21 protein-coding genes and 1 pseudogene are annotated in these 24,434 nt (G+C 61.2%); 12 read left to right on the forward strand and 10 right to left on the reverse strand.

Going from position 1 to position 24,434, the window contains the following annotated elements; translation table 11 throughout:
• Positions 1-44: 44 nt before the first annotated feature.
• Entirely contained in the window at positions 45-218 is a 174-nt protein-coding gene (locus tag J2J99_RS13775) for a hypothetical protein (protein ID WP_016733396.1), read from the forward strand.
• Positions 219-454: 236 nt separating this feature from the next.
• The gene (locus tag J2J99_RS13780) at positions 455-1,228 is read left to right on the forward strand and encodes a phosphodiester glycosidase family protein (protein WP_205919124.1); all 774 of its coding nucleotides are present in this window, start codon (positions 455-457) and stop codon (positions 1,226-1,228) included.
• A gap of 133 nt (positions 1,229-1,361) precedes the next feature.
• On the opposite strand, the gene J2J99_RS13785 is transcribed toward J2J99_RS13780, so the two are convergent.
• Complete coding sequence (locus J2J99_RS13785) at positions 1,362-3,242, reverse strand: ABC transporter ATP-binding protein (RefSeq protein ID WP_168300806.1); 1,881 nt, start codon at positions 3,240-3,242, stop codon at positions 1,362-1,364.
• Positions 3,243-3,458: 216 nt separating this feature from the next.
• Between J2J99_RS13785 and J2J99_RS13790 the strand changes: the two genes are divergently transcribed.
• Positions 3,459-3,860 (forward strand): GFA family protein, encoded by a 402-nt coding sequence (locus tag J2J99_RS13790; protein ID WP_168300815.1) that lies wholly within the window; start codon positions 3,459-3,461, stop codon positions 3,858-3,860.
• 56 nt (positions 3,861-3,916) lie between these two features.
• On the opposite strand, the gene J2J99_RS13795 is transcribed toward J2J99_RS13790, so the two are convergent.
• Positions 3,917-4,390, reverse strand: coding sequence for a VOC family protein (locus J2J99_RS13795; RefSeq protein WP_168300805.1), 474 nt, complete (start codon positions 4,388-4,390; stop codon positions 3,917-3,919).
• A gap of 186 nt (positions 4,391-4,576) precedes the next feature.
• On the opposite strand from J2J99_RS13795, the gene J2J99_RS13800 reads away from it, so the two are divergent.
• The 3 genes from J2J99_RS13800 (at position 4,577) to dapB (ending at position 6,470) form a co-directional block, all read left to right on the forward strand.
• Entirely contained in the window at positions 4,577-4,876 is a 300-nt protein-coding gene (locus J2J99_RS13800) for a nucleotidyltransferase family protein (RefSeq protein ID WP_246638836.1), read from the forward strand.
• A gap of 218 nt (positions 4,877-5,094) precedes the next feature.
• On the forward strand, positions 5,095-5,310 hold the full coding sequence (locus J2J99_RS13805) for a hypothetical protein (RefSeq protein ID WP_168300804.1): 216 nt from the start codon (positions 5,095-5,097) through the stop codon (positions 5,308-5,310).
• A 389-nt stretch (positions 5,311-5,699) separates the two neighbouring features.
• Positions 5,700-6,470 (forward strand): 4-hydroxy-tetrahydrodipicolinate reductase, encoded by a 771-nt coding sequence (gene dapB / locus J2J99_RS13810; protein WP_168300803.1) that lies wholly within the window; start codon positions 5,700-5,702, stop codon positions 6,468-6,470.
• A 31-nt stretch (positions 6,471-6,501) separates the two neighbouring features.
• Here the strand turns inward: dapB and J2J99_RS13815 are convergent, their stop codons facing one another.
• From J2J99_RS13815 to J2J99_RS13825, 3 genes and pseudogenes are all read right to left on the reverse strand, one after another.
• The gene (locus J2J99_RS13815; RefSeq protein ID WP_246735424.1) at positions 6,502-7,500 is read right to left on the reverse strand and encodes an ornithine cyclodeaminase family protein; all 999 of its coding nucleotides are present in this window, start codon (positions 7,498-7,500) and stop codon (positions 6,502-6,504) included.
• Positions 7,501-7,598: 98 nt separating this feature from the next.
• Entirely contained in the window at positions 7,599-8,105 is a 507-nt protein-coding gene (locus tag J2J99_RS13820; protein WP_168300802.1) for a GNAT family N-acetyltransferase, read from the reverse strand.
• 690 nt (positions 8,106-8,795) lie between these two features.
• Positions 8,796-9,616 (reverse strand): annotated as a pseudogene (locus J2J99_RS13825) (helix-turn-helix transcriptional regulator).
• Positions 9,617-9,710: 94 nt separating this feature from the next.
• Here J2J99_RS13825 and J2J99_RS13830 point away from each other — a divergent pair.
• Together J2J99_RS13830 and J2J99_RS13835 are read left to right on the forward strand one after the other, a co-directional pair.
• Positions 9,711-10,634 carry a phytanoyl-CoA dioxygenase family protein gene (locus J2J99_RS13830; RefSeq protein ID WP_168300801.1) on the forward strand — a complete coding sequence of 308 codons (924 nt, stop codon included), beginning with the start codon at positions 9,711-9,713 and terminating at the stop codon, positions 10,632-10,634.
• Positions 10,635-10,872: 238 nt separating this feature from the next.
• Positions 10,873-12,288 carry a pyridoxal phosphate-dependent decarboxylase family protein gene (locus J2J99_RS13835; protein WP_168300800.1) on the forward strand — a complete coding sequence of 472 codons (1,416 nt, stop codon included), beginning with the start codon at positions 10,873-10,875 and terminating at the stop codon, positions 12,286-12,288.
• A 36-nt stretch (positions 12,289-12,324) separates the two neighbouring features.
• On the opposite strand, the gene J2J99_RS13840 is transcribed toward J2J99_RS13835, so the two are convergent.
• Both J2J99_RS13840 and J2J99_RS13845 read right to left on the reverse strand, forming a co-directional pair.
• Positions 12,325-12,747, reverse strand: a complete 423-nt coding sequence (locus tag J2J99_RS13840) for a TIGR02594 family protein (protein ID WP_168300799.1) — start codon at positions 12,745-12,747, stop codon at positions 12,325-12,327.
• A gap of 362 nt (positions 12,748-13,109) precedes the next feature.
• A complete protein-coding gene (locus tag J2J99_RS13845; RefSeq protein ID WP_168300798.1) occupies positions 13,110-14,693 on the reverse strand; it encodes a Na+/H+ antiporter in 1,584 nt (527 codons plus the stop codon).
• Positions 14,694-14,908: 215 nt separating this feature from the next.
• Between J2J99_RS13845 and J2J99_RS13850 the strand changes: the two genes are divergently transcribed.
• Positions 14,909-16,810, forward strand: coding sequence for a potassium transporter Kup (locus J2J99_RS13850; protein ID WP_168300797.1), 1,902 nt, complete (start codon positions 14,909-14,911; stop codon positions 16,808-16,810).
• 102 nt (positions 16,811-16,912) lie between these two features.
• Positions 16,913-17,689 (forward strand): dioxygenase family protein, encoded by a 777-nt coding sequence (locus J2J99_RS13855; RefSeq protein WP_168300796.1) that lies wholly within the window; start codon positions 16,913-16,915, stop codon positions 17,687-17,689.
• Between the two features lie 155 nt (positions 17,690-17,844).
• On the opposite strand, the gene J2J99_RS13860 is transcribed toward J2J99_RS13855, so the two are convergent.
• The 3 genes from J2J99_RS13860 to J2J99_RS13870 form a co-directional block, all read right to left on the reverse strand.
• Positions 17,845-19,281 (reverse strand): right-handed parallel beta-helix repeat-containing protein, encoded by a 1,437-nt coding sequence (locus J2J99_RS13860; RefSeq protein ID WP_205919115.1) that lies wholly within the window; start codon positions 19,279-19,281, stop codon positions 17,845-17,847.
• A 376-nt stretch (positions 19,282-19,657) separates the two neighbouring features.
• The gene (locus J2J99_RS13865; protein WP_168300794.1) at positions 19,658-21,148 is read right to left on the reverse strand and encodes a right-handed parallel beta-helix repeat-containing protein; all 1,491 of its coding nucleotides are present in this window, start codon (positions 21,146-21,148) and stop codon (positions 19,658-19,660) included.
• Between the two features lie 555 nt (positions 21,149-21,703).
• Positions 21,704-22,411 carry a hemerythrin domain-containing protein gene (locus J2J99_RS13870; protein ID WP_168300793.1) on the reverse strand — a complete coding sequence of 236 codons (708 nt, stop codon included), beginning with the start codon at positions 22,409-22,411 and terminating at the stop codon, positions 21,704-21,706.
• Between the two features lie 208 nt (positions 22,412-22,619).
• On the opposite strand from J2J99_RS13870, the gene J2J99_RS13875 reads away from it, so the two are divergent.
• The gene (locus J2J99_RS13875) at positions 22,620-23,054 is read left to right on the forward strand and encodes a hypothetical protein (protein ID WP_246735423.1); all 435 of its coding nucleotides are present in this window, start codon (positions 22,620-22,622) and stop codon (positions 23,052-23,054) included.
• Positions 23,051-24,397: a GAF domain-containing protein gene (locus tag J2J99_RS13880; protein ID WP_168300791.1), complete on the forward strand. Its 1,347-nt coding sequence runs from the start codon at positions 23,051-23,053 to the stop codon at positions 24,395-24,397. Before J2J99_RS13875 ends, J2J99_RS13880 begins: the two co-directional genes overlap by 4 nt.
• Positions 24,398-24,434 lie beyond the last annotated feature (37 nt).

A 24,434-nucleotide genomic window follows, 5' to 3' on the forward strand; every position in this document is an offset into this window, starting at 1 on the left:
ATTAGCTCTTAGCAGATGCTCAGTTTGTCGTTTGGAGGACTCGCATGACCGTCACATTTCCACTCACCGAGAAGCGCGACGCAGAAGCGTTGCTCAAGCATTTGACGCTGCACAAGCTCACCTATCCCGGAAACTGCGTCGTGTCGCTCAAGGCGCACGTCGCCCAGGTTTCATCCTCGCACACAACAGCCCTCGGCACGGCCCGGACCGCCTGGTAGAACTGGTTTCAAACGTTCTTCGCCGCGCCCACCCTCATCTGCTTGCCGGCGGCCAGGTGAGGGTGACGGAATTCGGCGCACCCGGCACCCACCGGATAGCGGCCAGCAGGCATCGTTGGCTGCCAGCCACAGAAAAGCGATCATTGCGGTATGTCCGGAGCTCCCACTCCCCGCGATGCCGCCGGAGCGGAAACCGGCTTCCAGCTCGGCGGCGGCAAATCGGATTCGTGACCCAATTGACCTACCTGAAACATGGCCTGCTCGCTCTGGCATTAATGCTCGCAGCCTTGTTGCCCCTGCGCCAAGCCCAGGCCGAACAATGCGGACAGGAGACTTTCGATGAGGCGAAATACGTCGTCTGCACATTGGAAGTGGGAAAAGTCGACCTGCGTCTGTTCTGGAAGGGCGCCGACGGCGAGCCATACCGCGCTTTTTCAAGCCTTGCCGAAGCCGTTCGCGCCGAAGGGCGAAAACTGACCTTCGCGGTCAATGCCGGCATGTACCGGGCCGACTTTTCGCCGATGGGACTGTATGTCGAGAACGGCAGGGAACTGAAACCCGCCAATATGGCGGCTGCCGAACGCGCCGCCGGTCAGGTGCCGAATTTCTACAAGAAGCCGAACGGAGTGTTCTTTCTGGGCGAAACCGGCGCCGGCATCCTTCCGACAGAGGCGTTCGTCAAGCTCGCCCCCAAGGCCCGCTTCGCCACCCAGTCCGGCCCGTTGCTCGTCATCGCCAACAAGCTCAATCCGATCTTCATCATCGGTTCGATGGACCGGACCCGCAGAAGCGGTGTCGGTGTCTGCGAGAACGGGACCGTTCGCTTCGCGATCAGCGAAGACACTGTCAATTTCCACGATTTCGCGCGGCTCTTCCGCGATCGCCTGCAATGTGCCGACGCCTTGTTTCTCGATGGTGGACGCGGCGTCGGACTTTACAATCCGGCGATGGGACGCAACGACTGGTCCTGGCACGGCGGCTATGGCCCGATCTTCGGGCTGGTGGAATAGCGCGAGGGGAAATTACATCGAGCCCCGCATTCCCCCGCCGGCCCTTGCATTCGGGCGAACGTCGATATCGGCCATGACGGCGAAAAACGGATGCCCGCTATGACAGGCGAGCTTTCATCACCGTCGCGCGCGATCAAGTCGCGAGTGGGGCCGGCCAAGAATCGTGGACGTCTACAGGAATAAAACCGCCGGTCTGGCGTTTCCACAGGCGGGCAAACAGGCCATCCCGTTCGACCAGTTCGTCCGGCCTGCCCTCTTCCACGATCCGCCCGTGATCGAGCACGACGATCCGGTCCATCCTGGCGATGGTCGAGAGGCGGTGCGCGATGGCGATCACAGTCTTGCCCTCCATGACGAGGTTGAATCTTTCCTGGATTGCCGCTTCGGATTCGCTGTCGAGGGCAGAGGTCGCTTCGTCAAGCACCAGGATCGGCGCGTCCTTCAGCAGCACGCGGGCGATAGCGACACGCTGCCGCTGGCCTCCTGACAGCTTGATGCCGCGGTCGCCGACGAAGGCGTCATAGCCCTTGCGGCCCTCGCTGTCGGCAAGATCGGCGATGAAGGCATCGGCGCTCGCCATCTTCGTCACCCTTTCGATCTCTTCCTGAGTCGCCCCCGGCCGGCCGTAACGGATGTTGTCGCCGACCGAACGGTGCAGCAGCGCGACATCCTGGGCGATGACGCCGATGGCACGGCGAAGGCTTGTCTGGGTGACCGCGCGGATATCCTGTCCATCGATCAGGATCGCGCCCTCCCTGATGTCGTAGAAACGCAGGAGCAGGTTTGTGAGCGTGGTCTTGCCGGCCCCTGAGAGACCGACGAGCCCCACCTTCTCGCCGGGCTGCACCGTCAGCGACAGGGCGTCGATGACTGCTTTGCCCGATTTATAGGCGAAGCAGACATTCTCAAACCGGATCTCGCCCCGTTGCACGGCGAGTTCGCTCGCATCCGGCCGGTCGCGGATCGTCGGCGGCGTCGTCATGACCGGCATGGCATCCCTGATCGTGCCGATCGCCTGGAAGATCTGCTGGCCCATCTGCAGGAAGACGAAGATCTGCGACGACAGCCGGTTGAGGATGTAGATCGCGCCGACGAACTCGCCGACGGTAAGGAAGCCTTTGACGAGACCGGAAAATCCGATCGACAGCATGGCTAGCCACAGCAGCGTGTTGAGAACGACGACGGTCACTTCCGACGAACGATAGATACGCTGTTCGCTGTGCTGCGTTTGCACGGCCTTCTGAATGATGCGGCGGATGGCGCCTGCCTCACTGTCTTCGGCCGCAAACTGTTTGATCATCTGCATGTTGGTATAAAGATCGGTGATGGCGCCGGCCACCATGCTGCGCTGCTTGGCGGTGCGGCGCGAGCGTTCGACGAAAACAGGCACGATCCTGACGGTGAATGCGACGTTGAGGGCGATCCAGACGACGACCGGCAGGGCAAGCTGCCAGGCCAGGGCGCTGAGCAGGATAACGGAGCCGACCAGCTGCATCAGGAAACGCGGGATGGACTGGAAGCCGGCAAGGATCTGCTGCTGGACGGCCGAAGAGACCTGCTGCAGCCGCGAGGAAACCTGGCCGGCATAAAGATCGTGGAAGAAGGCAAGGTCCTGCCGCTCCACCGCCTTGTGGCCCTGCCACTGAATGGCAGCCGGCATGGCAATGCCCAATGTGTGCGAGCTCAGCGTGTTGAGCGTGAACGAAACGATCGGCATCACGGGAAAGATCAGGAAGCCGAAGACAGCAAGCAGCAGCCATTCCGCCTCCAGGAAGGCGGCGGCGCCCTGCTGCGTCACGCCATCGACGATGACCGACAGCCCCCAGACGATCGTCAGGTTGATCATCTCGAACACCATGGAGCAAAGCGCCAGCGCGATCAGCACGGCGCGAAACATCGAAATGAAGTGCAGAAGCACGGCTACCGGACCCTTGGACGGCAGCGGCCGATAGGCAATATCCAGCGGCCGGATCCAGGTTTCGAAAGGACGATAGATCGCATCTGAGATCGACATTGGCCACCCGATGAATGGGGAAGAGACGTGGACTCAACTACGCCAGGTCGCATGGGATCATCTTCCAGCCTCAACCTCAACTAGAATTTCAAAATGACCGAATGGCGTCATCGCGACGGCTCGAGCCCGGAAGCAACGTCGCATTGTCCAATTGCGGTCGCTATCCGATTGAGGCAGGATGCGGCGCGTGAAGAGGCGCAGGGATTGAACGCGCGCATGCTGACGGGCTCATGTCATTGCGGCAAGACGAGTTGGACGCTCGAGGGCGATCCCGGCTCGATTACCGCGTGCAACTGCACCCTCTGCCGACGCTACGGCGTTCTGTGGGCCTATGACTATGAGGGGGAGCGTATCACTCTGACCGGGGAGACAGCTTCCTATACCCGCGCCGGCAGGGAGAACTCATCTCTCGAAATCCTGTTCTGCCCCTCCTGCGCCTGCGTCTTGAGCTGGCGCGGCCTGCGGCTTCAAAAGGATGGCCGTCGCCGCATGGCCGTCAATATTCGGCTTGCGCCTCCGGATCGCGTCGCCGACTTGCCCATCGATCATTTCGATGGGCTTGAGACGTTCGAAGACCTTCCGTCCCAAGGGCGCTGCGTGCGCGATATCTGGTTTTAAAACCCGCCGTGCACCTGCCGCAGCAGGCGGGCCACAGATCGTCCGCGCAGGCCGGTTCAGCCGCGCCGGGCGGCCTCGATCGCGGCAACGTCGATCTTGCGCATGGTCATCATTGCATCAAAGGCCCGCTTTGCCTGATCACCACCAGCTGAGAGCGCCTCGGTCAACACCCGCGGCGTAATCTGCCATGATACGCCCCATTTATCTTTACACCAGCCGCACTCGCTTTCCTGGCCGCCATTGCCGACTATGGCATTCCAATAGCGGTCGGTCTCTTGCTGATCCTCGGTTGCGATCTGAAATGAAAAAGCTTCGCTGTGTTTGAACGTAGGACCGCCGTTCAGGCCAATGCAAGGAATACCCGCGACGGTGAATTCAACAACCAACACGTCTCCCTGCTTACCCTCGGGATAATCTCCCGGCGCACGAATAACCGCACCCACGGCGCTGTCCGGAAAAGTCGCGGCATAAAAGCGGGCGGCAGCCTCAGCCTCCTTGTCGTACCATACGCAAATCGTATTCTTTGCCATCACGGGGCCTTTCGCTTTTCGTTTCCTGCTCCTCTCTCAAGTAAGAGCCGGACAGTCTTTCTCCAGCCCATGCGAAGTATTTCTTGCAACCGATGATGATCGATTTGCCACATGGTTGCAGGGTTCCGGCGAGAGAAGGTCGACCTCGCCGGCTGCCGCCGATAGGCAGGCGTCAAGAATCGCTTATTGAACCAGGCTCGTGTCCATCTTTGGTATGGCGCAAAGTTCGGCAAGGACTTCCCGGCCTTCAAACGCATTGAAGACGGCATCGATCATTATCTCATTTCCTGTACCCGGCTAGGAGTGGAAGTTTCGGGCGGCGGTCTTTACGCGCCCGACAACCTCGACGACATGTGGCATGGCAGGCTCAGGATGAACCCGCTGAACGTGCAACCGATATTGTTCGATCGGAAGTGCGAACAATATCGGCAGCGCTGGCCATCGCTGCGCGTTGAGCCGGAGGCTTCAATCGACGCGCCTGGTTGAATTTTTGGGATGACCTGCGCGGCGGCGATGTCACTCGGGCGACGACGACGGGCTTCACGACAGGCCCGAGACCGAAAAGCCGCAGAAGTTCGAGCGGCATCGAAATAGGGCCCGAAGCCATCACATGAATCCAAATCCATGCGGCGCAGTTTTTGTGTCCTCAACACGAAACTCGTGTCAGACTGCCATGCCTGCGCCACCATCGAGAGGCCGAAGCCATGCAGAAGTACACCGTATCGATTACCCGCCAGATCGAGGCCGATACCGCCGAAGAGGCCGCTCTGCTCCTGTATCAGGAACTATCAAGAGGGCCGGTTCCTGACGGCTACTCGGTCACCGACGAGGCGAAGGTGACGACCGAGGTCAAGCTGGACCGGGATAAAGCTGACGAGTTTGCCAGCATCGATCACACCGCCGATCCCGGCAACTGGTAGATGCCAGCCCGCGCCGGCGCTGGCGCGCATGCGATAAATAGCAACCTCTGAGAAACCTGATGGAGGACAATCCACACTACCCGACAATCCTGCCGGAATTCCTGCGCTTTCATTTGTCTTGGTTTCGAACGTCCTAATCCCGGTTTCGGCTATTTTCATCGCCCGAATGCTCACGACATAGATTAGGCCGCAGGCATCGGCATTTCCATGGGTGGCTTTCCGACGATGGCGCCCGGAGACAGGGCCGGGCCCGGCGACGGCATCATACTCATTCCCGTCTTTGCGGAAATACCGATCGTGTTCGTTGTCTACACCATCGCTCTGCTTTATTTGCGTCCCTCGACAAAACCCCTCCGCCTCGCGCTCACCGTCCTGAGTTAGGAAATAACGTGACCACACCAATCAAAGTAGCCGTCGCCGGCGCGAACGGCCGAATGGGTCGAGCCATCTTGTCGCGGCTGGCAGCCGATCCGGATTTTGCCTTCGTCGGTGGCATCGGCCGTGACGGCACCGCGGGCGCCGGGTCGATCGATCGTTCGGCCGCGATGGCGGCCGCCGACGTGATCCTGGATTTCACGACGGGAGCTGCTGCCGCCGAACTTGCCGGCTTATGCGCCGCTGCGGGCAGACCGGCTCTGGTGATCGGCGCCACAGGGTTCGAGCCGGACGAGCTCGAGCGGATCGCCGAGGCGGCTCGCACCATTCCGATCCTGCGCTCCGGTAATTTCTCGATCGGCGTCAACATGCTGCTCAGCCTCGTCACCCAGGCCGCGCGCGCCCTTCCCGCCCATGGTTGGGATATCGAAATCCTGGAAGCGCATCACAATAAAAAGATCGATGCGCCATCCGGCACGGCGCTGATGCTCGGCGAAGCGGCCGCCGAGGGACGCGGCGTTTCCCTCGCATCCGTCGAGCGGCGCGGGCGCGACGGCATCACCGGCGAGCGGCCGCCCGGCGAGATCGGCTTCGCCGTGCTGCGGGCCGGCGGGCTGGTCGGAGAACACAAGGTGCTGTTTGCCGCCGCCGAGGAAGTTGTCACGCTTTCGCATTCGGCTCTCGATCGCGGCATGTTCGCCCGCGGCGCGCTTGCCGCTTCCCGCTGGATCGCAGGGCGCGCGCCCGGCGAATACAATATGCGGGACGTCCTGGGCCTGACGTGAGACAGGCGAGCAGACCCTGCGCGGTGCACGATCAGACTTCATCCTGCGGTGCGCGAAGGGGCCTCGAAGGATCATCCTGAGGTGCCCCGAAGGAGCCTCGACGGACGAGGGCGGGTGATCGGAGTATCGCCGAGGCGACGACGACTTCCGTTCCGGCGAGGCCCACCGAGCAGAACAGCGTCATCTCCTCGGACGATCGTCGGCCGGCCGCTTTCCCGGCAATGATGTCGGCAAGATCGACCATGCGATCATCGGCGCCGGAGCCGGCGAGGAAAAACTGCGAAGCATAGGCACGTGCCTGTTCGGGAGAATCCGTTGCGATCACGGCCGCGGCATCGGCGACATCCAACCCGAGTTCATATCCTTGAAGCGTCTTCGGGCCGACAGTGGTGACATGCACGCCGAGCTTCAAATCCGGGGAATGGATGACAGGTGTTTGGCTCGTGGTCGCACAGATGACGATGTCGGCGTCATCAACGGCTTTCGAGACGCTGTCGACCGGCTCCACATCAAGCCCCAGGGCGTGCTGCATCTCGCTTGCGAAGGCTGCGCGATTTATCTCGTCGCGGCTATAGACGCGAACACGGCCGAGGTTGCGAACGGCCGCCGCCGCGGCAAGCTGGGTTCGCGCCTGCGCCCCACTGCCGATGATCCCGACATTCCTGGCATCAGGCCCGCTGAGATGGCGGACGGCGAGCCCTCCGATCGCACCGGTCCTGAGGCTGCCGAGGCGCTCGCCGAGAATGACGCCCTCAAGCCTGGCGTCGTCGGCCGACCACACGGCGACGATCTGCGTATGCTCCGCCCCTTTGAATGTGTCGTAGACGCGAAAACCCGCGATCGGCGTCTCACCCATGAGGCCACCAACAGTGAAAACGAGATCGCCTCGATCGGGAAACGAAACATGATGCCGAGGCGGCGAGATCAGGCGATTGCCGGCTCTCGCGAGAAAGGCGGCCTCGAGCGCGTCGATAGCGATGGACATCAACACGCCGCCGGCCAGATCCTCGTCTCTCAGAATCTTTGTCATCGCGCACCTCCCGCTCGTTGCCACATCCTGCGACCCAAACCGCGGTTGAGGTCAAGAGTTGAAATAAACCACTACGCGAAGAAAAATCCGAGCAATGGCTATTCGACGATGCGGCGCGCCATCATCACGTCGTCGATCTCCCTGCCCTCCTCCAGCACCCCGCCGGGAATTCTGCCGATCTCCGAGAAACCCTGACGTTGGTAGAACCGAATTGCCGCTGGGTTCTCCGCGCTGACGAACAGTTCCAGCTGCCGGACACCGATATCAAGCGCGTGCTCCGAGATTGCCTCCAGCAGCTTTCCGGCAAGGCCCGTTCCACGCAGCTCCGCGCGAACATAGACCATGACGATGGTGGCGCGATGGATCATCTTGCTCGACCGCTGCCGAAGCAGGCCCATAATACCGACCGGTTCGCCATTCTGAAACGCGACAAAAACCGGGTCACTCAACCGATCGCGCCACTCCTCGATGGAAAGAGCCTCCCAGTCTTCGTAGCGGCTTGCAAAAAGGGACGGTTCGGCGTGTAGCGCTTCCAGACGGACGCGCCTGAAAGACTCCACCTCGTCTGCCGTGATCTTCCTGATCGTTATGCCGTCCGCGTCCATCGAGATCTCCTGCGATATGGAGGAGACCGTCATTGCAGAGGGACAGGGACGATGCAAGCGGTGGCGATGACTGAGGCTCGCGCTTCCGATACCCTGTCACGCGCGCGAAGAGCGGCGCTCCGCTGGCGACACTACGGTGGCGTTCCCACCCGGCCGCCCTTCCGGACGCCCGATTGATCAGGCTGCCCTACCTCAGGTGCGTTCGTTGGCCGGAGGTCCCATTGATCGGGCGGTCGGACGGCGGGATGGTCCGGTGCCGGTTCGGGTGTCGACCGGACGACCAGATCATCTGGCTGGCCGGCTGGCGCGGTCGCCGCCTCGTCGGCGGACCAACCGGTCGTTTGATTGCTTGGCTGGCCGATCTTGGACGGCGCGATCTCATGGATGACGACGAGAAGGATTACCCCGACCGCGGAGCACACGAGTGCATAGAGAACGAAATATTTCAGTGCATATCCCTCGCCATTGACGGAACGACATCGACATGACCGCGAATGATATTTCGCGTATATTTGATGGATACTCACAAAAAGGCAATAGATTTTAAGATTTCTCGAAATCTAAGCAGCGAGTAGCGCGAAACTATTCACCATACAAAGAAAACATCTCGCGCGAAGCTCGATTTTATCTTGGAGATCGCGGTAAAGGCGAAATGCCCACCCAAGGCTGAATATTGCCGGTGGCGCCCGCTCAGCTCCTCCGATATCGCGCCCTGAACTGGCTGGGACTGCAGCTCTCGCGCTCATGAAACAGACGCGAGAAATAGAAAGCGTCGTCGATGCCGACCTTGGCGGCGATGGTTTCGATCTTTTCGTCCGTGGTGACAAGCAACTGCTTGGCATGGTCCATGCGCGACCGAAGCTGGAAAGCCTTGGGTGGCAGGCCGGTTTCGGCCAGGAATCTGCGCCGGAGCGTGGCGGCAGACATGCCGTGTTCGGCGGCGAAGTCCGCAAGGTCGAGCGGCTGCAGCGCCCTGCCCCGCAGCGTCTCGACGATATCGCCAGTCATCGCCTCGCCTTCGCGGCGCGGAGCAGCCCTGGTCTGCCGCGCGGCAGCAATCACGATGCGATGCAGCGTCAATGCCGCCAGGCCCGCCCGAGATGGCTATCGTCCATGAGATCGGCATGCAACTGCCCGAAGAGCCGCGCCACCTCTTCGGGATGGCGCAGCGCCACGAGCGGATGGCGTTCGGCAATCAGCCGCATCCGCACGAGATCGCGGATGAACGAGCCCTCAAACAGCGCCCAGCGCTCCTCCCAACCGTTTTCATCAGGCCCATAGGAGTGGAAGCGGTTTGGAAACAACCAAAAGAGCGCCGGCCCGCCCACGCTCTGGCGCCCACCGGCGGCGGTATCGAGAAAACCCCACCCGCGCTCCACCAGCACGACGGCGAAACTCGGCAGTTTTCTGTGCGCTACCGCATGGCGCGCATGCTGCCTGCCGCTGCCGGTGACGGCAAGCCCGCCTGCCGCGGCGAGCGGAGATCGATAGACCGCTTGAGTTTCTCTCATGAGCGAAAAGTCCAGTTGCAGTTTTCATCCATGGCGATTGGCCGCGCGCCAGCAACAAATTGAACGCATATGAAGTCAGGCCAGGATAAATGAAATGTCAATTGCCGCGAACGCCGCCGGGATGAGAACGATGCGAGCGCCCCTCACGGCGCAAGACAGGACGATCCCGGCGGAAAGGCTTGGTCTGCTTCAGCCGACCGACCCGGCCATCGGTATCGAGGCCATCCGCCGCCGCTATGAGGAGGACGGTTATGTCTGGCTGAAAGGCCTTTTGCCGCGCGCCGAAGTGATCGATTTTCGACGCTGGGTCTTCTCCCATCTTGCCGAAACCGGCCTGCTGGCAACAGGCCATGATTTTGCTCTCGGCATTGCCGCTGCCGAAGGCGTCGACTGGAGTCTGGCCGACCGGCGCCTGATGTCGATCGTCCGCGCGGCGGCTTATGAAGGCTTCTGCGCCCAGCCGCCGCTCGTGCGCTTCATGGACGCCTTTCTGCAAGGCATTTCCTATCTCCATAAGCGCAAGCTGATGCGCTATACCAGGCCCGGCACGGCAACGGCCACCCCAGCCCATTACGATCTCGTCTATCTCCGCGGCGGCACCAGCCGGCTGGTGACTGCCTGGATTCCGATCGGCGACGTCCCCGTCGAAATGGGCGGCCTCGTCTATCTCGAAGGCTCGCACGCCATCGGGCGGGGGATGGAGGCCGAATTCCGGCGCCGCAGCGGCGATCTACCGCCGGAGGATCAGATCAGCGCCTATAACAGCCATATGGCCGAAGGCGGCTGGATCTCGAAAGATCTGCCCGATATGGCCGAACGCTTCGATACCCGCTGGCTCGCCACCGATTACGAAGCAGGTGACGTGGTTCTGCATTCGCCCTACATGATCCACGCCGCCACCACCAATCGGGATCCCGCCGGATGTCTTCGCCTCTCCACCGACATCCGCTTCCAGAATGTCGATGACGAAATCGACGCCCGCTGGAACAATCACTGGAGCCTCGGAGACATGCTGTAGCGCCATGCGGGCAACGAAAAGACCCTGCGCCTATCCGATCGCCCCGAAGACCTCAGCCGCCACGCGTTTTTTGATTTCCGGCTGAATGCATCACGAAGCCATGCCCGCGTGTCGTCGTGGCCGCCTGTTCATAGGAGCGGCAAGACAGCATCGGCAATATCGGCTAGACTGCCTGCGTCAACGGCTTGCATTGTGGAGGTCCTGTCGGGGGCCGGCGGCCGTTGGCGCGGGGGATCCAATGTCGGCAATCGCAATTCTGTTTCAGGAGGCCGCCCGGCTTGCTGCCGGGTTTCGGGAAACGGCCTTTGCCCGCCATGTCCCAAGCAGCGATTACGCCGCCTCCCTTGCCGTCTTCGACGAGCCGCTTTCGGCGGCCGGCTCCGATATGCTCGATGTCATCCGGCAGCTCTCCGACGGTGCCGAACCCGGGCTACATGCAACCACTGGCCCACGCTTTTTCGGCTGGGTCATCGGCGGCTCCCATCCGGTCGGCGTCGCAGCCGATTTCCTCACCGGCGCCTGGGGCCAGAATGCCGGAAACCATGTCGCCGCTCCGGCCGCGGCTGCGGTGGAAACCATAGCGACGCGATGGCTTCTCGATCTCCTAAAACTGCCGGCCGAAAGCTCTGTCGGCTTCGTGACCGGCGCCACAGTGGCAAATTTCACCTGCCTCGCCGCTGCCCGCGGCGAGGTACTGCGCAAGGTCGGCTGGAATGCCGATGCCGACGGCCTGTTCGACGCGCCGGCAATCACCGTGCTGATCGGCGACGACGCCCATACGACCGTCTTCTCCGCGCTTCAGTTCCTCGGTCTTGGGCATGACCGTGTGCTGCGCCTGCCCACCGACGCCATGGGCCGGATCGACCCGGCCGCACTTCCCGGTGCCCTTGACGAGGCCACCGGTCCTTTGATCGCCATTCTCCAGGCCGGTCAGATCAATACCGGCGCTTTCGACGATTTTGACAGGCTCATCCCGCCGCTGAAGGCGAAGGGCGCCTGGGTGCATGTCGACGGCGCATTTGGACTGTGGGCGCAGGCATCTGCGAAGGTGAGCCATCTCAGCCGCGGCATCGAAGGGGCCGACAGCTGGGCGACCGACGGCCATAAATGGCTGCAGACGCCCTATGATTGCGGCTATACGATCGTCCGCGACGAACTCGCCCATCGCCGCGCCATGACGATCGCCGCAAGCTACCTGCCGCTCGCCGACGAAGGTGAACGTGACCCCTCCCATTACGTGCCGGAGCTTTCGCGACGGGCACGCGGTTTTGCCACCTGGGCGATGCTGAAACATTTCGGCCGCAACGGCGTTGAAGCCCTCATCGACCAATGTTGCGCCTCGGCCCGCCTGATGGCAGACCGGCTCGCAAGCGAACCCGGCATCACCATTCTGAACGAGGTCACGCTGAATCAGCTCATCGTCCGTTTCGGAGCCGATCGCCCGGACGACGAAAGCAACGCGCTGACGCGAAAGGCGATCGAAAAGATCCAGGCGGACGGCATCCTCTTCGCCGGCGGCGCCAAATGGCGCGGCCGCGACGTCCTGCGCCTCTCCGTCAGCAATTACCAGACGACATCGGATCAGGCGGAACTGGCGGCGGAGAGCATCATCGCTGCCTTCAGGAACGTCAGCAGTGATGCTTTCCGGCGCTAAACTGGCGGTGCGTCTGGAGGGCGGCCACCCTCGCCATCATCGTCGAACGGCGACGACAGAGCTTGCGCGGTAACGCGACAGCTGAACCCGGTTGGATTGGTTGCCGCCGAACAGATAGACGTACTGTCGCCGCTGATCGAAATGATCGAACAGGCTGACATGGAACCGCCTGCCGCTTCGGATCACCACCACATCTCCCCGTCTGGCGAAGTAGAAGAAGACCGGCTGGCCGAAGTTTTTCCAGGACACTGCCATATTTGGATTTGCCGGCGGCTGTCGCGAGGATCGTTTAGCGATGAAGGCGAGGAAGGCGCCGCACCACGACGTTCTGCGGGGATTGATGTCGAGGAAAGAGATGGAGCGTTCGTGCATGCGGTTGTATTTGGAAGCCGTACCCAACATATCGGCCTCACAGGGGATGGCAAAAAGCGTGAGGGCCATGACGAGAATAACTTTCATTGTTTCTCACCATTGTTTGGACAATTTGGAATATCAGAAATGTGGCGAAGAAAAAATCGCGGCCGGGAACGTATATTTGAATCGTGGCAGAATTAGAAACAATCTGTCGGGGAAATTTTCTAAATTGCGCAGACAATTCCCGAGGGATTCAAGAGCAATACTATCGCGAAGAAGTCATCTCAAAATGTTCGGCTCACCGCAGAAGAAACCTGAATTCCGCGGCAGAATGGGCCATCGTCGACAAGCCGCGTTGGGTGACCTCGCATAGCGCCGCCATCACCCGCGCGACTTATAGTTCCAAGAACACGGATAATACTTTCGGCGCAGACGGCAATACGTCGTCGGTTTTGAGACGTGTGAGATCAGGCCTTGGCGGAGATCGCACTCAGTTCCTCAAGATCGAGATCCCGCTCCAGCTCGTGCAACGTCTCGTCATCAATCTCGCCGGCGCGATGGAGCCGGATGAGTTCCCGGCGTCCCGTTGCAACCGCCTCGAGGACAACATCGAAATGCGCATGAAGCGCGGGCATGTAATGCTCCGTTCTCGCGGCGTAGTCGACGATCGCTGTCGCCCGGCGCTGATATCGCTCCAGCAATTGAGGATGGATGAGCTTGCCGTCTGCGTCATAGGCCAGGTTTTGGACGATTCCGAGCTGCGCCTGCGCCAAGGCCGCTTCGGCCTGGCTCATCGTCAGGCGCGCTCTTTCCGACTGGGGTTCCGCCAGCCGCGCCCAGGCAATCACCCGTCCCAATGTCGTGCCCTGGACGAGCACCGTTCCTAGAATGACGGCGAACGACGTGACGAGGATGAAGTCGCGGCCCGGGAATGTCTCGGGCAGGCTGAGGGACAGGGCAAGTGTCACCACGCCGCGTACACCCGCCCAGCCCAGCACGGCAGAGCCGCCGGCGCCGATTGGATGTGCGTGTTTCAAGCCGAAGGCAGCACAGAGCCTGATGACCAGATCAGAGCCGAAGACCCAGGCAAAACGCGCGATCACGAGCGTGACGAGGATCGCCAGCATCGGCAGCCCCATCGTCGCAATCACAGTGGCGAAGCCGCCGCCGCGTTCGACCACGTCGCGGAGCGACAGCCCGATCAGTGTGAAGACTGCTGCTTCCATCAGGAAGATCATCACGGTCCAGAACGACGTGCCGCGCATCCTCATGGCCGCTGAAAAGACGGTATGCTGGTGCCAGGAGGCGATCAGTCCGGTGGTGACGGTGGCGATGACCCCGGAAACATGCAAAAGCTCGCCGAGCAGATAGGATATCCAGGCAAGCAGCACCGTGGCGGCGATGATGAGATATTCGTCGCCGAGGCGCCGGACAAGCTTGGCCCATGTCGCGCCCACCGCCAAGCCGACAATGGCGCCGCCCAGCGCCAGCACGAAGAAATCGCCGACCGCCTCCATCGCGCTGAACGTTCCGGTCGCGGCGGCGGCAACGGCGAAACGGAAGAGAACCAGACCGCTTGCATCATTGAGCAAGCTCTCGCCCTCGAGCAGGATCTGAAGTCGCCGGGGCAGCCTGACACGCTCCAGCACGGCGCGGGCTGAAACCGCGTCCGGCGGCGAAACGATGGCGCCGAGCGCCGCGCAGGCGGCCCAGGGAAGTGATGGAAAGAGGAGATGGGTCGCCACCGCCACGACGGCGCAGGTGAACAACACCGCGCCGACGGCGAGCGAGGCTATACCGATCATATGGCGCCGCAAGCGCGCCAGCGCGATGGCCCAGGCGCCATCCATCAATAGCGGCGGCAGGAAGATGACGAGCACCAGCCCGGGATCGACGGTGATCGCCGGCAGTCCGGGTACGAAGGCGAGCAAAGAGCCGCCGGCCAGCAGCGCGACGGATGGCGGCAGTCCGAGCCTGTGGGCGGCATAGTGCAGCGCGATGATCGCTAGAAACATCGCGATGACAAGCTCGAACAATTGGGTTGGTTCCATCTGCCTCGCCCCCGGCTCGGAAACTGAATTCGAATGCCTACAACAAAATTTCCGGGATCGAAATCGATTCATCCTGGCGGTATTCCGGGCCATCATGTGAGCCTGCATCTGGCGCCCAGCCGTCACGAAGGGGGGTGCATCGGCGCCAATTTACTTGCCGTTCTACAATGCGGCATATGTTTCTGCCTGTAGGCACGCGTCAAGAGCGGGGAACCATGACTTCAACACATGCAGGCAAGACCGTTGATGCAGGCAGCCGGAGCGGCTTTGTCGGATTGGTTATCGGCGCTGTCGGCGTCGTCTATGGCGATATAGGCACCAGCCCGCTCTATGCCTTTCGCGAGGCATTGAGACCCTTCACGGCCGACGGTGTGCATGAAGCCGAGGTCATCGGCCTCATCTCGCTAATGATCTGGACGCTGACCATCATCGTGACCTTCAAATATGTGCTGTTTCTTCTGCGGGCCGACAATGACGGCGAAGGCGGCACACTTTCGCTGCTCGCTCTGTTGATGAAGAAGATGGGACGCAACGTGCCCGTGCTTCTTTTCGCTGGTCTGATCGGCTCCGCGCTCTTCATTGGCGACGCGATGATCACGCCTGCCTTGTCCGTCATGTCGGCGCTCGAAGGTCTGAAGCTGGTAACTCCAACCTTTGCCGAATATGTCCCGCCGCTGTCAGCGGCAATCATGATCGTTCTCTTTGCCGCCCAGTCGAGGGGAACCGCCGCGGTCTCAGCGCTTTTCGGGCCGATAACGGTCTTGTGGTTTTTGGCCATGGCAGCCGGCGGCCTGATCCATATCGGTGACGACTGGAGAATTCTGACCGCGATCAATCCGCTCAACGCGTTCCTGTTCCTGAGCCATGCCGGCAGTGTCGGCCTCATCGTCCTTGGCGCCGTCTTTCTGACGGTGACGGGTGCGGAGGCGCTTTACGCCGATCTCGGACACTTCGGACGCCGGCCGATCCAGATGGCGTGGTTCACGCTCGTCTTTCCTGCATTGCTCCTGAATTACCTCGGACAAGGCGCTCTCGTTCTCAGGCAACCCCAAGCGGTCACTGATCCCTTCTTCCTGATGTATCCCGATTGGGCCTTGCTGCCGGTGGTTCTCCTGGCGACGATGGCAACGATCATTGCCAGTCAGGCGGTCATCACAGGCGCGTTTTCGCTCGCCCGTCAGGCGGTGCACCTGGGCTTTCTGCCGAGGCTGCGGATTAAGTTCACCTCGGAAACCAACACCGGCCAGATCTATGTGCCGACCGTCAATTTGCTTCTCCTGGTCGGGGTGTTGATACTGATCTTTTCCTTCCGAGATTCGGAGTCTCTTGCCACTGCCTATGGTATCTCGGTGACCGGAGCGATGGTGATCACGACCATGCTGGTTTTCCAGTTTCTACGGGCGGCCTGGGGATATTCGCTTGCGCTTGCCGCCGTCGTGCTGCTGCCGCTCTTCCTCATCGAGGTCGTATTTCTGGCAGCTAACTTGTTGAAGATTTATGATGGCGGCTGGGTTCCGGTCGCACTTGCGCTGGCGATCATGATTTTGATGTGGACCTGGACCCGCGGGCAGGCCTACCTGAAGCGACTGCGCGCCAACAATGAAATCCCACTCGATTCCTTCATCCGGTCGATCGAACGAAAATCCGACCATGCACCGGTCACCGTTCCGGGAACGGCGGTGTTTCTGACTAGCGTCCCCGATCGGACGCCGAATGTTCTGCTCCACAACCTCAAGCACAATCATGTGCTCCACGAACAGAACGTCATCCTGACCGTTTGGACCGAAGACGAACCTTACGTCCCCGATAGCAGACGCATCAAGATCAGCCAGCTTTCGCCGCGATTTGTCCGTCTGGACCTCACCTTCGGCTTCATGGACGATCCGGATGTCACCAGGGCATTGGCTCTCTGCCGGGAGGGGGGCTTCAAGTTCGAGATCATGAAGACCTCCTTCTATCTCGGCCGCCGCAACCTCGTCAGGACGCCGAATACCGGGCTGCCCGGCTGGCAGGAACGAATCTTCATGGCGCTGGAAGGCTTTGCGATCGACCCGTCCGACTATTTCAACCTGCCTTCAAATCGCGTCGTCGAGCTCGGCGAACAGGTCGCCATCTGAGGCGTGAGGATCGTCTTGCTGAGGTCGATTATTGCCGGGATTTAACTCGAAATCCCGATCTACTCGCTTTACACGCTCTTCTGCGGCAAAGGAGGACAACAGATGAAGAGGCGGACCCTTGTGCTTGGCGGTGCGACCATTGTTGCATCATCGGTCGCTGCGGCCGCATTCTGGCCGCGGCGACATATCGTCGTGGCCGCCAGGACATTCGACTGGAAGGGCACTGATTTCCTCAGTGGCGGCACACGGTCTGTCGCCCTGGAAAAGCTGCCCGCGCCGCTCTTCCGGACGCGCCCGAATTGCGTCGCGACCGTCGCCCAGACCCTTGGCCCCTGCCATGTCAACGACATCCCGGCCCGCCAGGACGTCACCGAGGGAAAGCCGGGGCTGCCCTTGCGGCTGGCCGTCCGCATTGTCCATGCAGCCGATTGCCGACCGGTCGAAAACGCAGATATCGAAATCTGGCATACCGATCACCGCGGCATCTACTCGGGCCGAGAAGCTGCGAACATGTGCACGCTCGATGATGCGGAGGCGATAAGCGGGCTTGCCTTTCGCGGCCGCCAGTTGACGGATGCGGTCGGGCAAGCAAGCTTTCTGACGATCTATCCCGGATGGTACAAGGGCCGCACGCCGCATGTTCACTGCCGCATCCTTGTCGAAGGCAAGGAACTTCTCGTCAGCCAGATCTATTTCGACGATGCGCTGAGCGATATCGTCTATGGGGGCCATCCCGATTATCGCCAACGCCCTCCCCGCGATACGCGCAACGACGAGGACGGCCTCATCCCGCAGGACGCCGTCGATCACTTCTTCGATTTCGAAAAGCTCGACGGCGGCGCGCTTTCCGCCACGATTGCGATCGGTCTCTCCTCCTGAGCCGATCGGAGCGACAACCTTTCCTGCATCAGCCATGAACCAGCCCCAGGATTTCTGCGTACAAGCTCTCGACTGCAGAACCCCTGAACCGGATGATTGCCCGGTCGGCCTAAAATCCTCCTGCTCTAGCCATGCGACGATGCCCCCGGCTACCCTCAGTACAACAGGTCGTCTTGAAGGATGGAGACGATCGGCCCATCCGCGTGTGAATGATGCAACGGTTGAGGTTCGATCTCATGATGGGAAAGTCCGCTGCCGTTTTCCGGGCCGGCGAGATCTGCAACTTCGGTCGTATGATCGCCGTTGCCAAGGGGCAGCCCGTGCTTTTCGAAGGCCGCCTTGGCGAAATGACGCAGCAGCAAGGTTCCATCCGACACGCCGTTTTCCCCGACAGGATCGTCGTGATGGACGGCGCTCTTGTCCGATGCGGTTTTGTCAAAATTGAGTGTCGAGCCGTCATGGGATGTAAGCCCGGCATCCGCGGCGACCAGACTGTCGGCGCTTGCAAGCGTGGCTCCTTCTTCGACAATCGTATTGTCGCTGACCGGAAAGGTGCCTGCGGCGATGATCGAGGGAGAGATGCTGTAAGGCGTGACATCGCTCGCAATGAAATTGTCGTGGAAGGATCCGGATGCCGGCCGGTCGACCTTCAGCGCCGCCTGCGTCAGGTCGTCGAAAAAGTTGCCGTAAATATCGATGTCCTCACGGATATAGGTCGTCGTGCCGGCTGCACTGACTGATACGCCCCACGCGCCGTCGTGGATATAATTGCCGGAAATATCGTAGTTGCGCGTATCGCCCTGGTCACCCAGGCCGACGGCGTAAGACCAACTGTAGCCGCCATAGCCGGAGATATCATTGTCATGGATGGCGACATTGGTGCCGGCCTGCGCGCTGATCCCGAAGCCGCCGCCGATAATCGTATTTCCCTCGATCACCGCATCCACGGGCCGTACCAGCGTCAGCACCCCCTTTGGCGTCACCGCCCCCGTCTGATCGAGATGATTGCCGCTGATGACGATGTTGCTGCTGTCGTTTAGCTGGACAGCATCCGCCGCGGTGCCGTGGGCGTTGGTGACGGTATTGTTGAGCAAAGTGACGCCGGTGATCTTCTCGATCCAAATGCCATCGCCGTTGACGTCGTTGATCGTGCTGTTTTCGATGGTGATGTTCGAGCCGGTCCGGAAGGTGATCGAACCGGACTTGGACAATCCGGTGTGATCGACCTCGACATTGCGCACGGTCCAATTTGAGACATAGCCGGCATAGATCGCCGCGCCTGCTGTGTCGGAAATGGTGATGTCCTCTATGACGATGTTCGACGCATAGAGGCTGTGAATGCCATCATTGGGGCTATGGATGACGGGGGCATCGCCGACGCCATAACTGCCGATGGTGATCGGGGCATCGACCGTTCCGGAATATTTCAGGTCGAGCTGGTCGTTGAACACGCTCCCGGCTGCGAGCAGTACACTGTCGCCGGGCTGCAGCTTCAGGCTTTCCACCGCCGAGAACGACGCAAAGGGTGCGTCCTCAGTCGTTCCAGCGTTCGTGTTCGCGCCCGTCACCGAATTCACATAATAAATTGTCATATCGCCTTGTTCTCGCATTGTCGCTCAGCCGTCTGAGACGGCTGCAGCGCGTGGATTGGATGCGGTTCGGGGGCTGAGGCCATCCAGAATGGCGTTCGATTGTCGTATACGGCGACTGCAGGCCGAGGGCCTGCCTCGCTCCCGAGAAGCGCCTGGCGGTGGTTACATCGTCAATAATACAACTTTGAAGAAAATGTTCCAGAAAACAACGACCGGAAGGTGAACGAACGGTAACGTGGCATCAGGCAATTCACGTAAGGCGGTGAGCGCGCGGCGGCCGACAGCGGAGACGGCTGGGGACCGCAAAATATATCGAGGCGCCTTCCAGGCGCCTCTGCGTCAAGTCGGAGAGAAACGGGGCTGCATTGCCCGCCCCTCAGGTCAGCAAGCCATCCATATGGATGAAGACAGTCAGAGTATCCCCGTCGCTGTGCTGCGAGGTTCCATCGTTGATCCCGTAGTGGAAGGTTTCGCTCACATGTCCGTCATGAGTAGCAGGGAGCTTCGTCTCATCGAGAGTATAGGCATAGCTGCCGTCCCGGTCGACGTGGATGACGCCATACTCCCCGGTCAGCGTCAGGCCATGCTTCCCGACGCTTTCGTCCCCGAAGCGGCGAAGCGACAGAGTGCCGTTGTCTGAGCTGTCGTTTTCCAGGAGGTTGCCGCGATGGGCGTCGCCTGTATCCGTGAAGATCTTCAAATTGTCATGAACCGCGACAACCGCCGGATCCGCGACGGCGTCCGTCGTTGCCGCCTTGGTGGCGGTGGTTGTTAGCGCCGTTTCGACATTGGTGACCGTATGGTTGTTGCTGATGGAAAAGGTATGCGCGTCGACGATGGCGGGCGATATGCTGGTGGCGTTGACGCCGCTCTCGATGGTATTGTTGTAGAAAGAGCCGGATGCCGGCCGATCGACTTTCAGCGCCGACTGCGTGAGGTCGTCGAAGACGTTGTCGTGAACCTTGATGTTCGTGCGGTCATAGCTGGTGCCGCCGACGGGAGCGGTGATAACCACGCCCCACGCGCCGTCGTGGATATGGTTGCCTGAGATATTGTAATCTCGCGTATCGCCCTGATCGCCGAGACCGACGGCGAACGACCAATCGTAACCGTGAAAGCCCGATATATCATTGTCGCGGATGGCGACATTCTTGCCCGCGGGGGCGCTGATACCGAAGCCGCCGCCGGTCAGCGTATTGTCCTCAATTACGGCATTGGCGGCCCGCACCAGCGCTATCACGCCTTTCGGACTATCGGCGTGCGTCTGATCGAGATGATTGCCCTGGATCAGAATATTGCTGCTGTCGTTCACCTGGACGGCATCGGCCGTAGCCCCATGGCTGTTCGTGACCGTGTTGTTGAGAAGTTTGACGCCATCGACCTTTTCGATCCAGATGCCGTCACCTTTGACACCGGCTATCTTGCTGTCTGCGATCGTGATGTTCTTGCTGTTGCGAAACTTCACCGAACCCGCTTCTGCCGACGATCCCGCCTTGTCGACCTCGACGTGTCGGACCGTCCAGTTCGAGACATTGCCGCCATAAATGGCCGCGCCGCCGCTATTGGATATTTTGAGATTCTCGATGACGATGTTCGAGGCGTAAAGGCTGTGAATGCCGTCACCGCCGCTATGGATGACGGGAGCGGCACCCGTGCCGTAACTGCCGATCTTGATCGGCGCGCTCTCGGTGCCGGAATATTTGATATCGAACTGCTCGTTGAAGACGCTTCCCTTGGCGAGCAGCACGCTGTCGCCCGGTTTCAGCGTCAAGGATTCCACTTTGGACAAAGTCGCAAAAGCCGAGTTCTGGCCCGTTCCGCTGTTGCGGTCGGAGCCAGTCGCTGAGTTCACATAGTAGATTGTCATATCGCCAATGTTGCCCTGTTCGTCGGATCGCTACATCGCCACTGGAATCGACCGGGACCGGCCGTCCGAATGCGGCGGGGGCAAACCTCCATGGCAAAAAGGCGAGAAGATGGTGTCAATGCGGCAGCGGGCCGGTTTGCGGGTTTTCGTCCACAGACGACGGGGAGGCCTCGGCTCAGCCGCCAGAAAGCTGCAACCCCGCTTCGAAAACCAGCGACTTCACCGCGAATAAATCCAGGTTGTACCTTTCGTACATTCCCTCTTCGGCCTGCGCGGCAGCTGATTCGCCGCTCGTCGGCCTCGAAAAGTGATTCACACACCTCGTCTCATTAATGGAGACCCGGGGGGCCGAGCGCCTGGGCGCGTTTCGCCGCCGGATCGGGAGCAGGGCGGCGATCCTCCGGTTCGCCATCCTGGACAATGAACCCGGGACAGCCGCGACAGTCGCCGCGGCGCGGACACTCGGCTGGAATGCCGGCCTCGCCTCTTGGTTTGCACATGGTTCTTCTCCGAAAATTCAAGGAGGCGTTCGCTCCTCCGCCCGCACCCGTCTTCTCAGGCCGCCAGCTTCAGTGCGTCGGCAAGCTTGGCGAAATCGCTGGCCGAAAGCCCTGGGCGGACGGCGAAATCGATGACGGCCTGGAAGATTTCCGGCGGCGCATTCCTCTTCATGGCGCCGAGCATCGCCGCGCGCTCCGCCGGATTGATCGCCGGGATCATGATGCGCATGAAGGCCATGCTTTTCTCCGGCGGCAGGGAGCCGATGATGCGCATCTCGATGCCGAGCATTTCATCGTCGGTGAAGTTGCGCCACAGGACAGGGCCGGTCACCGCCTCTTCCTCATGCATATGCGCGAAGTCGTCGGCGATATAGGCGGCAAAGGCGAGATAAAGCTTACGGCCGCAGACTGCCTTGTGCAGCGGCCAGGCGTTTTCCCAGGCGACAATCAATTCCTCCAGCTCGCGGAAGGCGCTGCGGTGGTCGTCGTGCTGCTCGTCCAGCGTGACGGTCGACACGCCCTTTTCGGCAAGCGCCACATGGATGTTGTCGTCCTCGTGCATCACGTGAGAGGCCGCAAGCATCAGGTAGTGGCGCAGGTCGCCGATCAGGAAGATCGTCTCCTCGACATTTTGGAAATCGGCAGTGCCGAGGCGTCCGAGCAGGTCGCAGCCGGCCTTACGCAGGCCCTTGTGTATGGCGCCGTAAATGTCGTAACGGCCGTTGAGATCGGGGATGCTGGTAAGTGAGAATTCATGGCTCATGATGGTTTTCCTCTCGTCGGCCGGCGCCTCCTTGTGTGCGCCGGGCTGATGAGCGGGAGATAGCCGAGGCCTTTGCGAGGCGCTTCCTAAAACCATCCTAAGCAATTGAGACGATTGCTAAGAATATCCTAAATAAATATCGTTGTCTGCCATTGGGGGAAAAGCATTGCTCGGGTCGGAACTCACAGCCTTCATAGAAAGTCCCGTCATGATATTGTTTGCGGCGCGCGACGAGGCCGGCCGGCCGATGATCGGGCGCGGTTCGGGCGTGCGCGTCGACCGGCAGAGCGGGCATCTGCATTTTCTCGCCTCCCGCAGCCAGTGGCCGAGAGCCGTTGGCGAGGCGCTGGCCGGCCGGCCGATTGCCACGACTTATGTGCGGGCGACCGACTACAAGGCCTGCCAGATCAAAGGCCGGATCTTGGAAGCGGGACCGGCGGATGAGGCCCAGCGTGCACGGGGGGAGGCCTATGTCGCAGAGCAGCTGGCGCGGATGATGGCGCTCGGGGTCACCCGTATGCAGCTCTCCAGCACGTTGTCGGACCAGGAGCTCGTCTGCCTGACGATCGAGCCGCAGGCTATCTTCGAGCAGACACCGGGGCCGGGCGCGGGGCGCAGGCTGACGCCGGAAGCCGCCAAATGATTCCGCTCGAAAGGCTGCGGGACAGTTTCGAAGGCGTCATTCCCTCCGTCATCGCCACCACCGATGCCGAGGGAATGCCCAATATTTCCTATCTCTCGCACGTGCATTACGTCGACGAGACGCATGTGGCGCTGTCTAATCAGTTCTTTTCCAAGACGGCCACCAATGTGGCGCGCAACGGGCTTGCGACTGTGATGGTGGTCGATGGCTATAGCGGCCAGCAACACGTGCTCGATCTGGTGTTCGAGCGCTCCGAGACGGAAGGTAAGACATTTGAGCGGGTGGCGATCCATCTGGCGATCCTGGAAAGCCGGATGAGCGGGATCATGAAGCTGCGTGCCGTCGATATCTACCGGGTGGAGGACTGCCGGGCCGTGCCGGCGGCCCATCACCTGGTCGAGCCTGAGCCGCTCTTTCTGCCCGACCTGATGGGCAAGGTGGCGCGGCTGACGGCACGCATGTCGGATTGCGGCGATGCGGAAACGCTGCTCGATGCCACGCTCGAAGGCCTGGGCGAGCTCTTCGGCTTCCGCCATTCGATGGTGCTGGTGCCGGACGGCGAACGCGGCGGGCTGACGACCATTGCCAGCCGAGGCTACGACCAGTTCGGTTTCGGCGCCGAGGTTCCGGCCGGGCTCGGCATTATCGGGCTTGCGGCCGAACGACGCGGAAACGTGCGGATCACCGACCTCAGCCGCGGCCAACGCTACATCGAGGCGGTGCGGGCCATGGCGGGCGTCGAGGATGCGGCGCCGATCCCGCTTCCGGCGCTAGACAGGCCGCTCAGCCAGATCGCTCTGCCGCTTGTCGCGCGAGGAAGGCTCGTCGGCGTGCTGTTTTCGGAATCGACCGAGCGCTTCACCTTCCGCCATCGCGACGAGGAGGCGCTGATCGTGATCGCAGCCCATCTCGCTACCGCGCTCTCCTTCCTGTCCGAGGAACGCGAGCGGCCGGAGACAAATGGGCGGGAAAAGGCCGACGCCCCGGCCGGCCGGGCCGGCAGCCTACCCGCTGGCGGGCGCATCGCCGTTCGCTTCTATCCGCGCGACGGCTCCCTGTTCGTCGACGACGACTATCTGATCCGCGGCGTGCCCGGGCGGCTGCTCCTGCATTTCCTCGAAGACTATGTCCGCACTGGCAAGCAGGACTTCCTGAACCGCGAGATCCGCCGCGACCGCCGCCTGCAGTTGCCCGACTTCAAGGACAACCTGGAAACCAGGCTGATCCTCCTGCGCCGGCGGCTGGAGGAAAAAGCCGGTCCGATCACCCTCGAACGCGCCGACCGCGGCCGCCTGCGGCTGACGCTCGCCGGGTGGCCGGAGATCGAGGTGGTGGAGGAGTGATGGGAGGGTGAGTTTCGGCGGTTCGCGGGCCCGACGC

Origin of the sequence: Rhizobium binae, assembly GCF_017357225.1 — a bacterium.
Taxonomy (GTDB): domain Bacteria; phylum Pseudomonadota; class Alphaproteobacteria; order Rhizobiales; family Rhizobiaceae; genus Rhizobium; species Rhizobium binae.

Coding starts and splice junctions, on each gene's coding strand:
- J2J99_RS13790 (WP_168300815.1), top strand. CDS start 3,459: ATGCTGACGGGCTCATGTCATTGCGGCAAGACGAGTTGGACGCTCGAG.
- J2J99_RS13840 (WP_168300799.1), bottom strand. CDS start 12,747: ATGAAAGTTATTCTCGTCATGGCCCTCACGCTTTTTGCCATCCCCTGT.
- J2J99_RS13880 (WP_168300791.1), top strand. CDS start 23,051: ATGATTCCGCTCGAAAGGCTGCGGGACAGTTTCGAAGGCGTCATTCCC.
- J2J99_RS13815 (WP_246735424.1), bottom strand. CDS start 7,500: ATGACAAAGATTCTGAGAGACGAGGATCTGGCCGGCGGCGTGTTGATG.
- J2J99_RS13855 (WP_168300796.1), top strand. CDS start 16,913: ATGAAGAGGCGGACCCTTGTGCTTGGCGGTGCGACCATTGTTGCATCA.
- J2J99_RS13830 (WP_168300801.1), top strand. CDS start 9,711: ATGTCAATTGCCGCGAACGCCGCCGGGATGAGAACGATGCGAGCGCCC.
- J2J99_RS13845 (WP_168300798.1), bottom strand. CDS start 14,693: ATGGAACCAACCCAATTGTTCGAGCTTGTCATCGCGATGTTTCTAGCG.
- J2J99_RS13835 (WP_168300800.1), top strand. CDS start 10,873: ATGTCGGCAATCGCAATTCTGTTTCAGGAGGCCGCCCGGCTTGCTGCC.
- J2J99_RS13875 (WP_246735423.1), top strand. CDS start 22,620: ATGATATTGTTTGCGGCGCGCGACGAGGCCGGCCGGCCGATGATCGGG.
- J2J99_RS13820 (WP_168300802.1), bottom strand. CDS start 8,105: ATGGACGCGGACGGCATAACGATCAGGAAGATCACGGCAGACGAGGTG.
- J2J99_RS13860 (WP_205919115.1), bottom strand. CDS start 19,281: ATGACAATTTATTATGTGAATTCGGTGACGGGCGCGAACACGAACGCT.
- J2J99_RS13775 (WP_016733396.1), top strand. CDS start 45: ATGACCGTCACATTTCCACTCACCGAGAAGCGCGACGCAGAAGCGTTG.
- J2J99_RS13795 (WP_168300805.1), bottom strand. CDS start 4,390: ATGGCAAAGAATACGATTTGCGTATGGTACGACAAGGAGGCTGAGGCT.
- J2J99_RS13785 (WP_168300806.1), bottom strand. CDS start 3,242: ATGTCGATCTCAGATGCGATCTATCGTCCTTTCGAAACCTGGATCCGG.
- J2J99_RS13870 (WP_168300793.1), bottom strand. CDS start 22,411: ATGAGCCATGAATTCTCACTTACCAGCATCCCCGATCTCAACGGCCGT.
- J2J99_RS13805 (WP_168300804.1), top strand. CDS start 5,095: ATGCAGAAGTACACCGTATCGATTACCCGCCAGATCGAGGCCGATACC.
- J2J99_RS13850 (WP_168300797.1), top strand. CDS start 14,909: ATGACTTCAACACATGCAGGCAAGACCGTTGATGCAGGCAGCCGGAGC.
- J2J99_RS13865 (WP_168300794.1), bottom strand. CDS start 21,148: ATGACAATCTACTATGTGAACTCAGCGACTGGCTCCGACCGCAACAGC.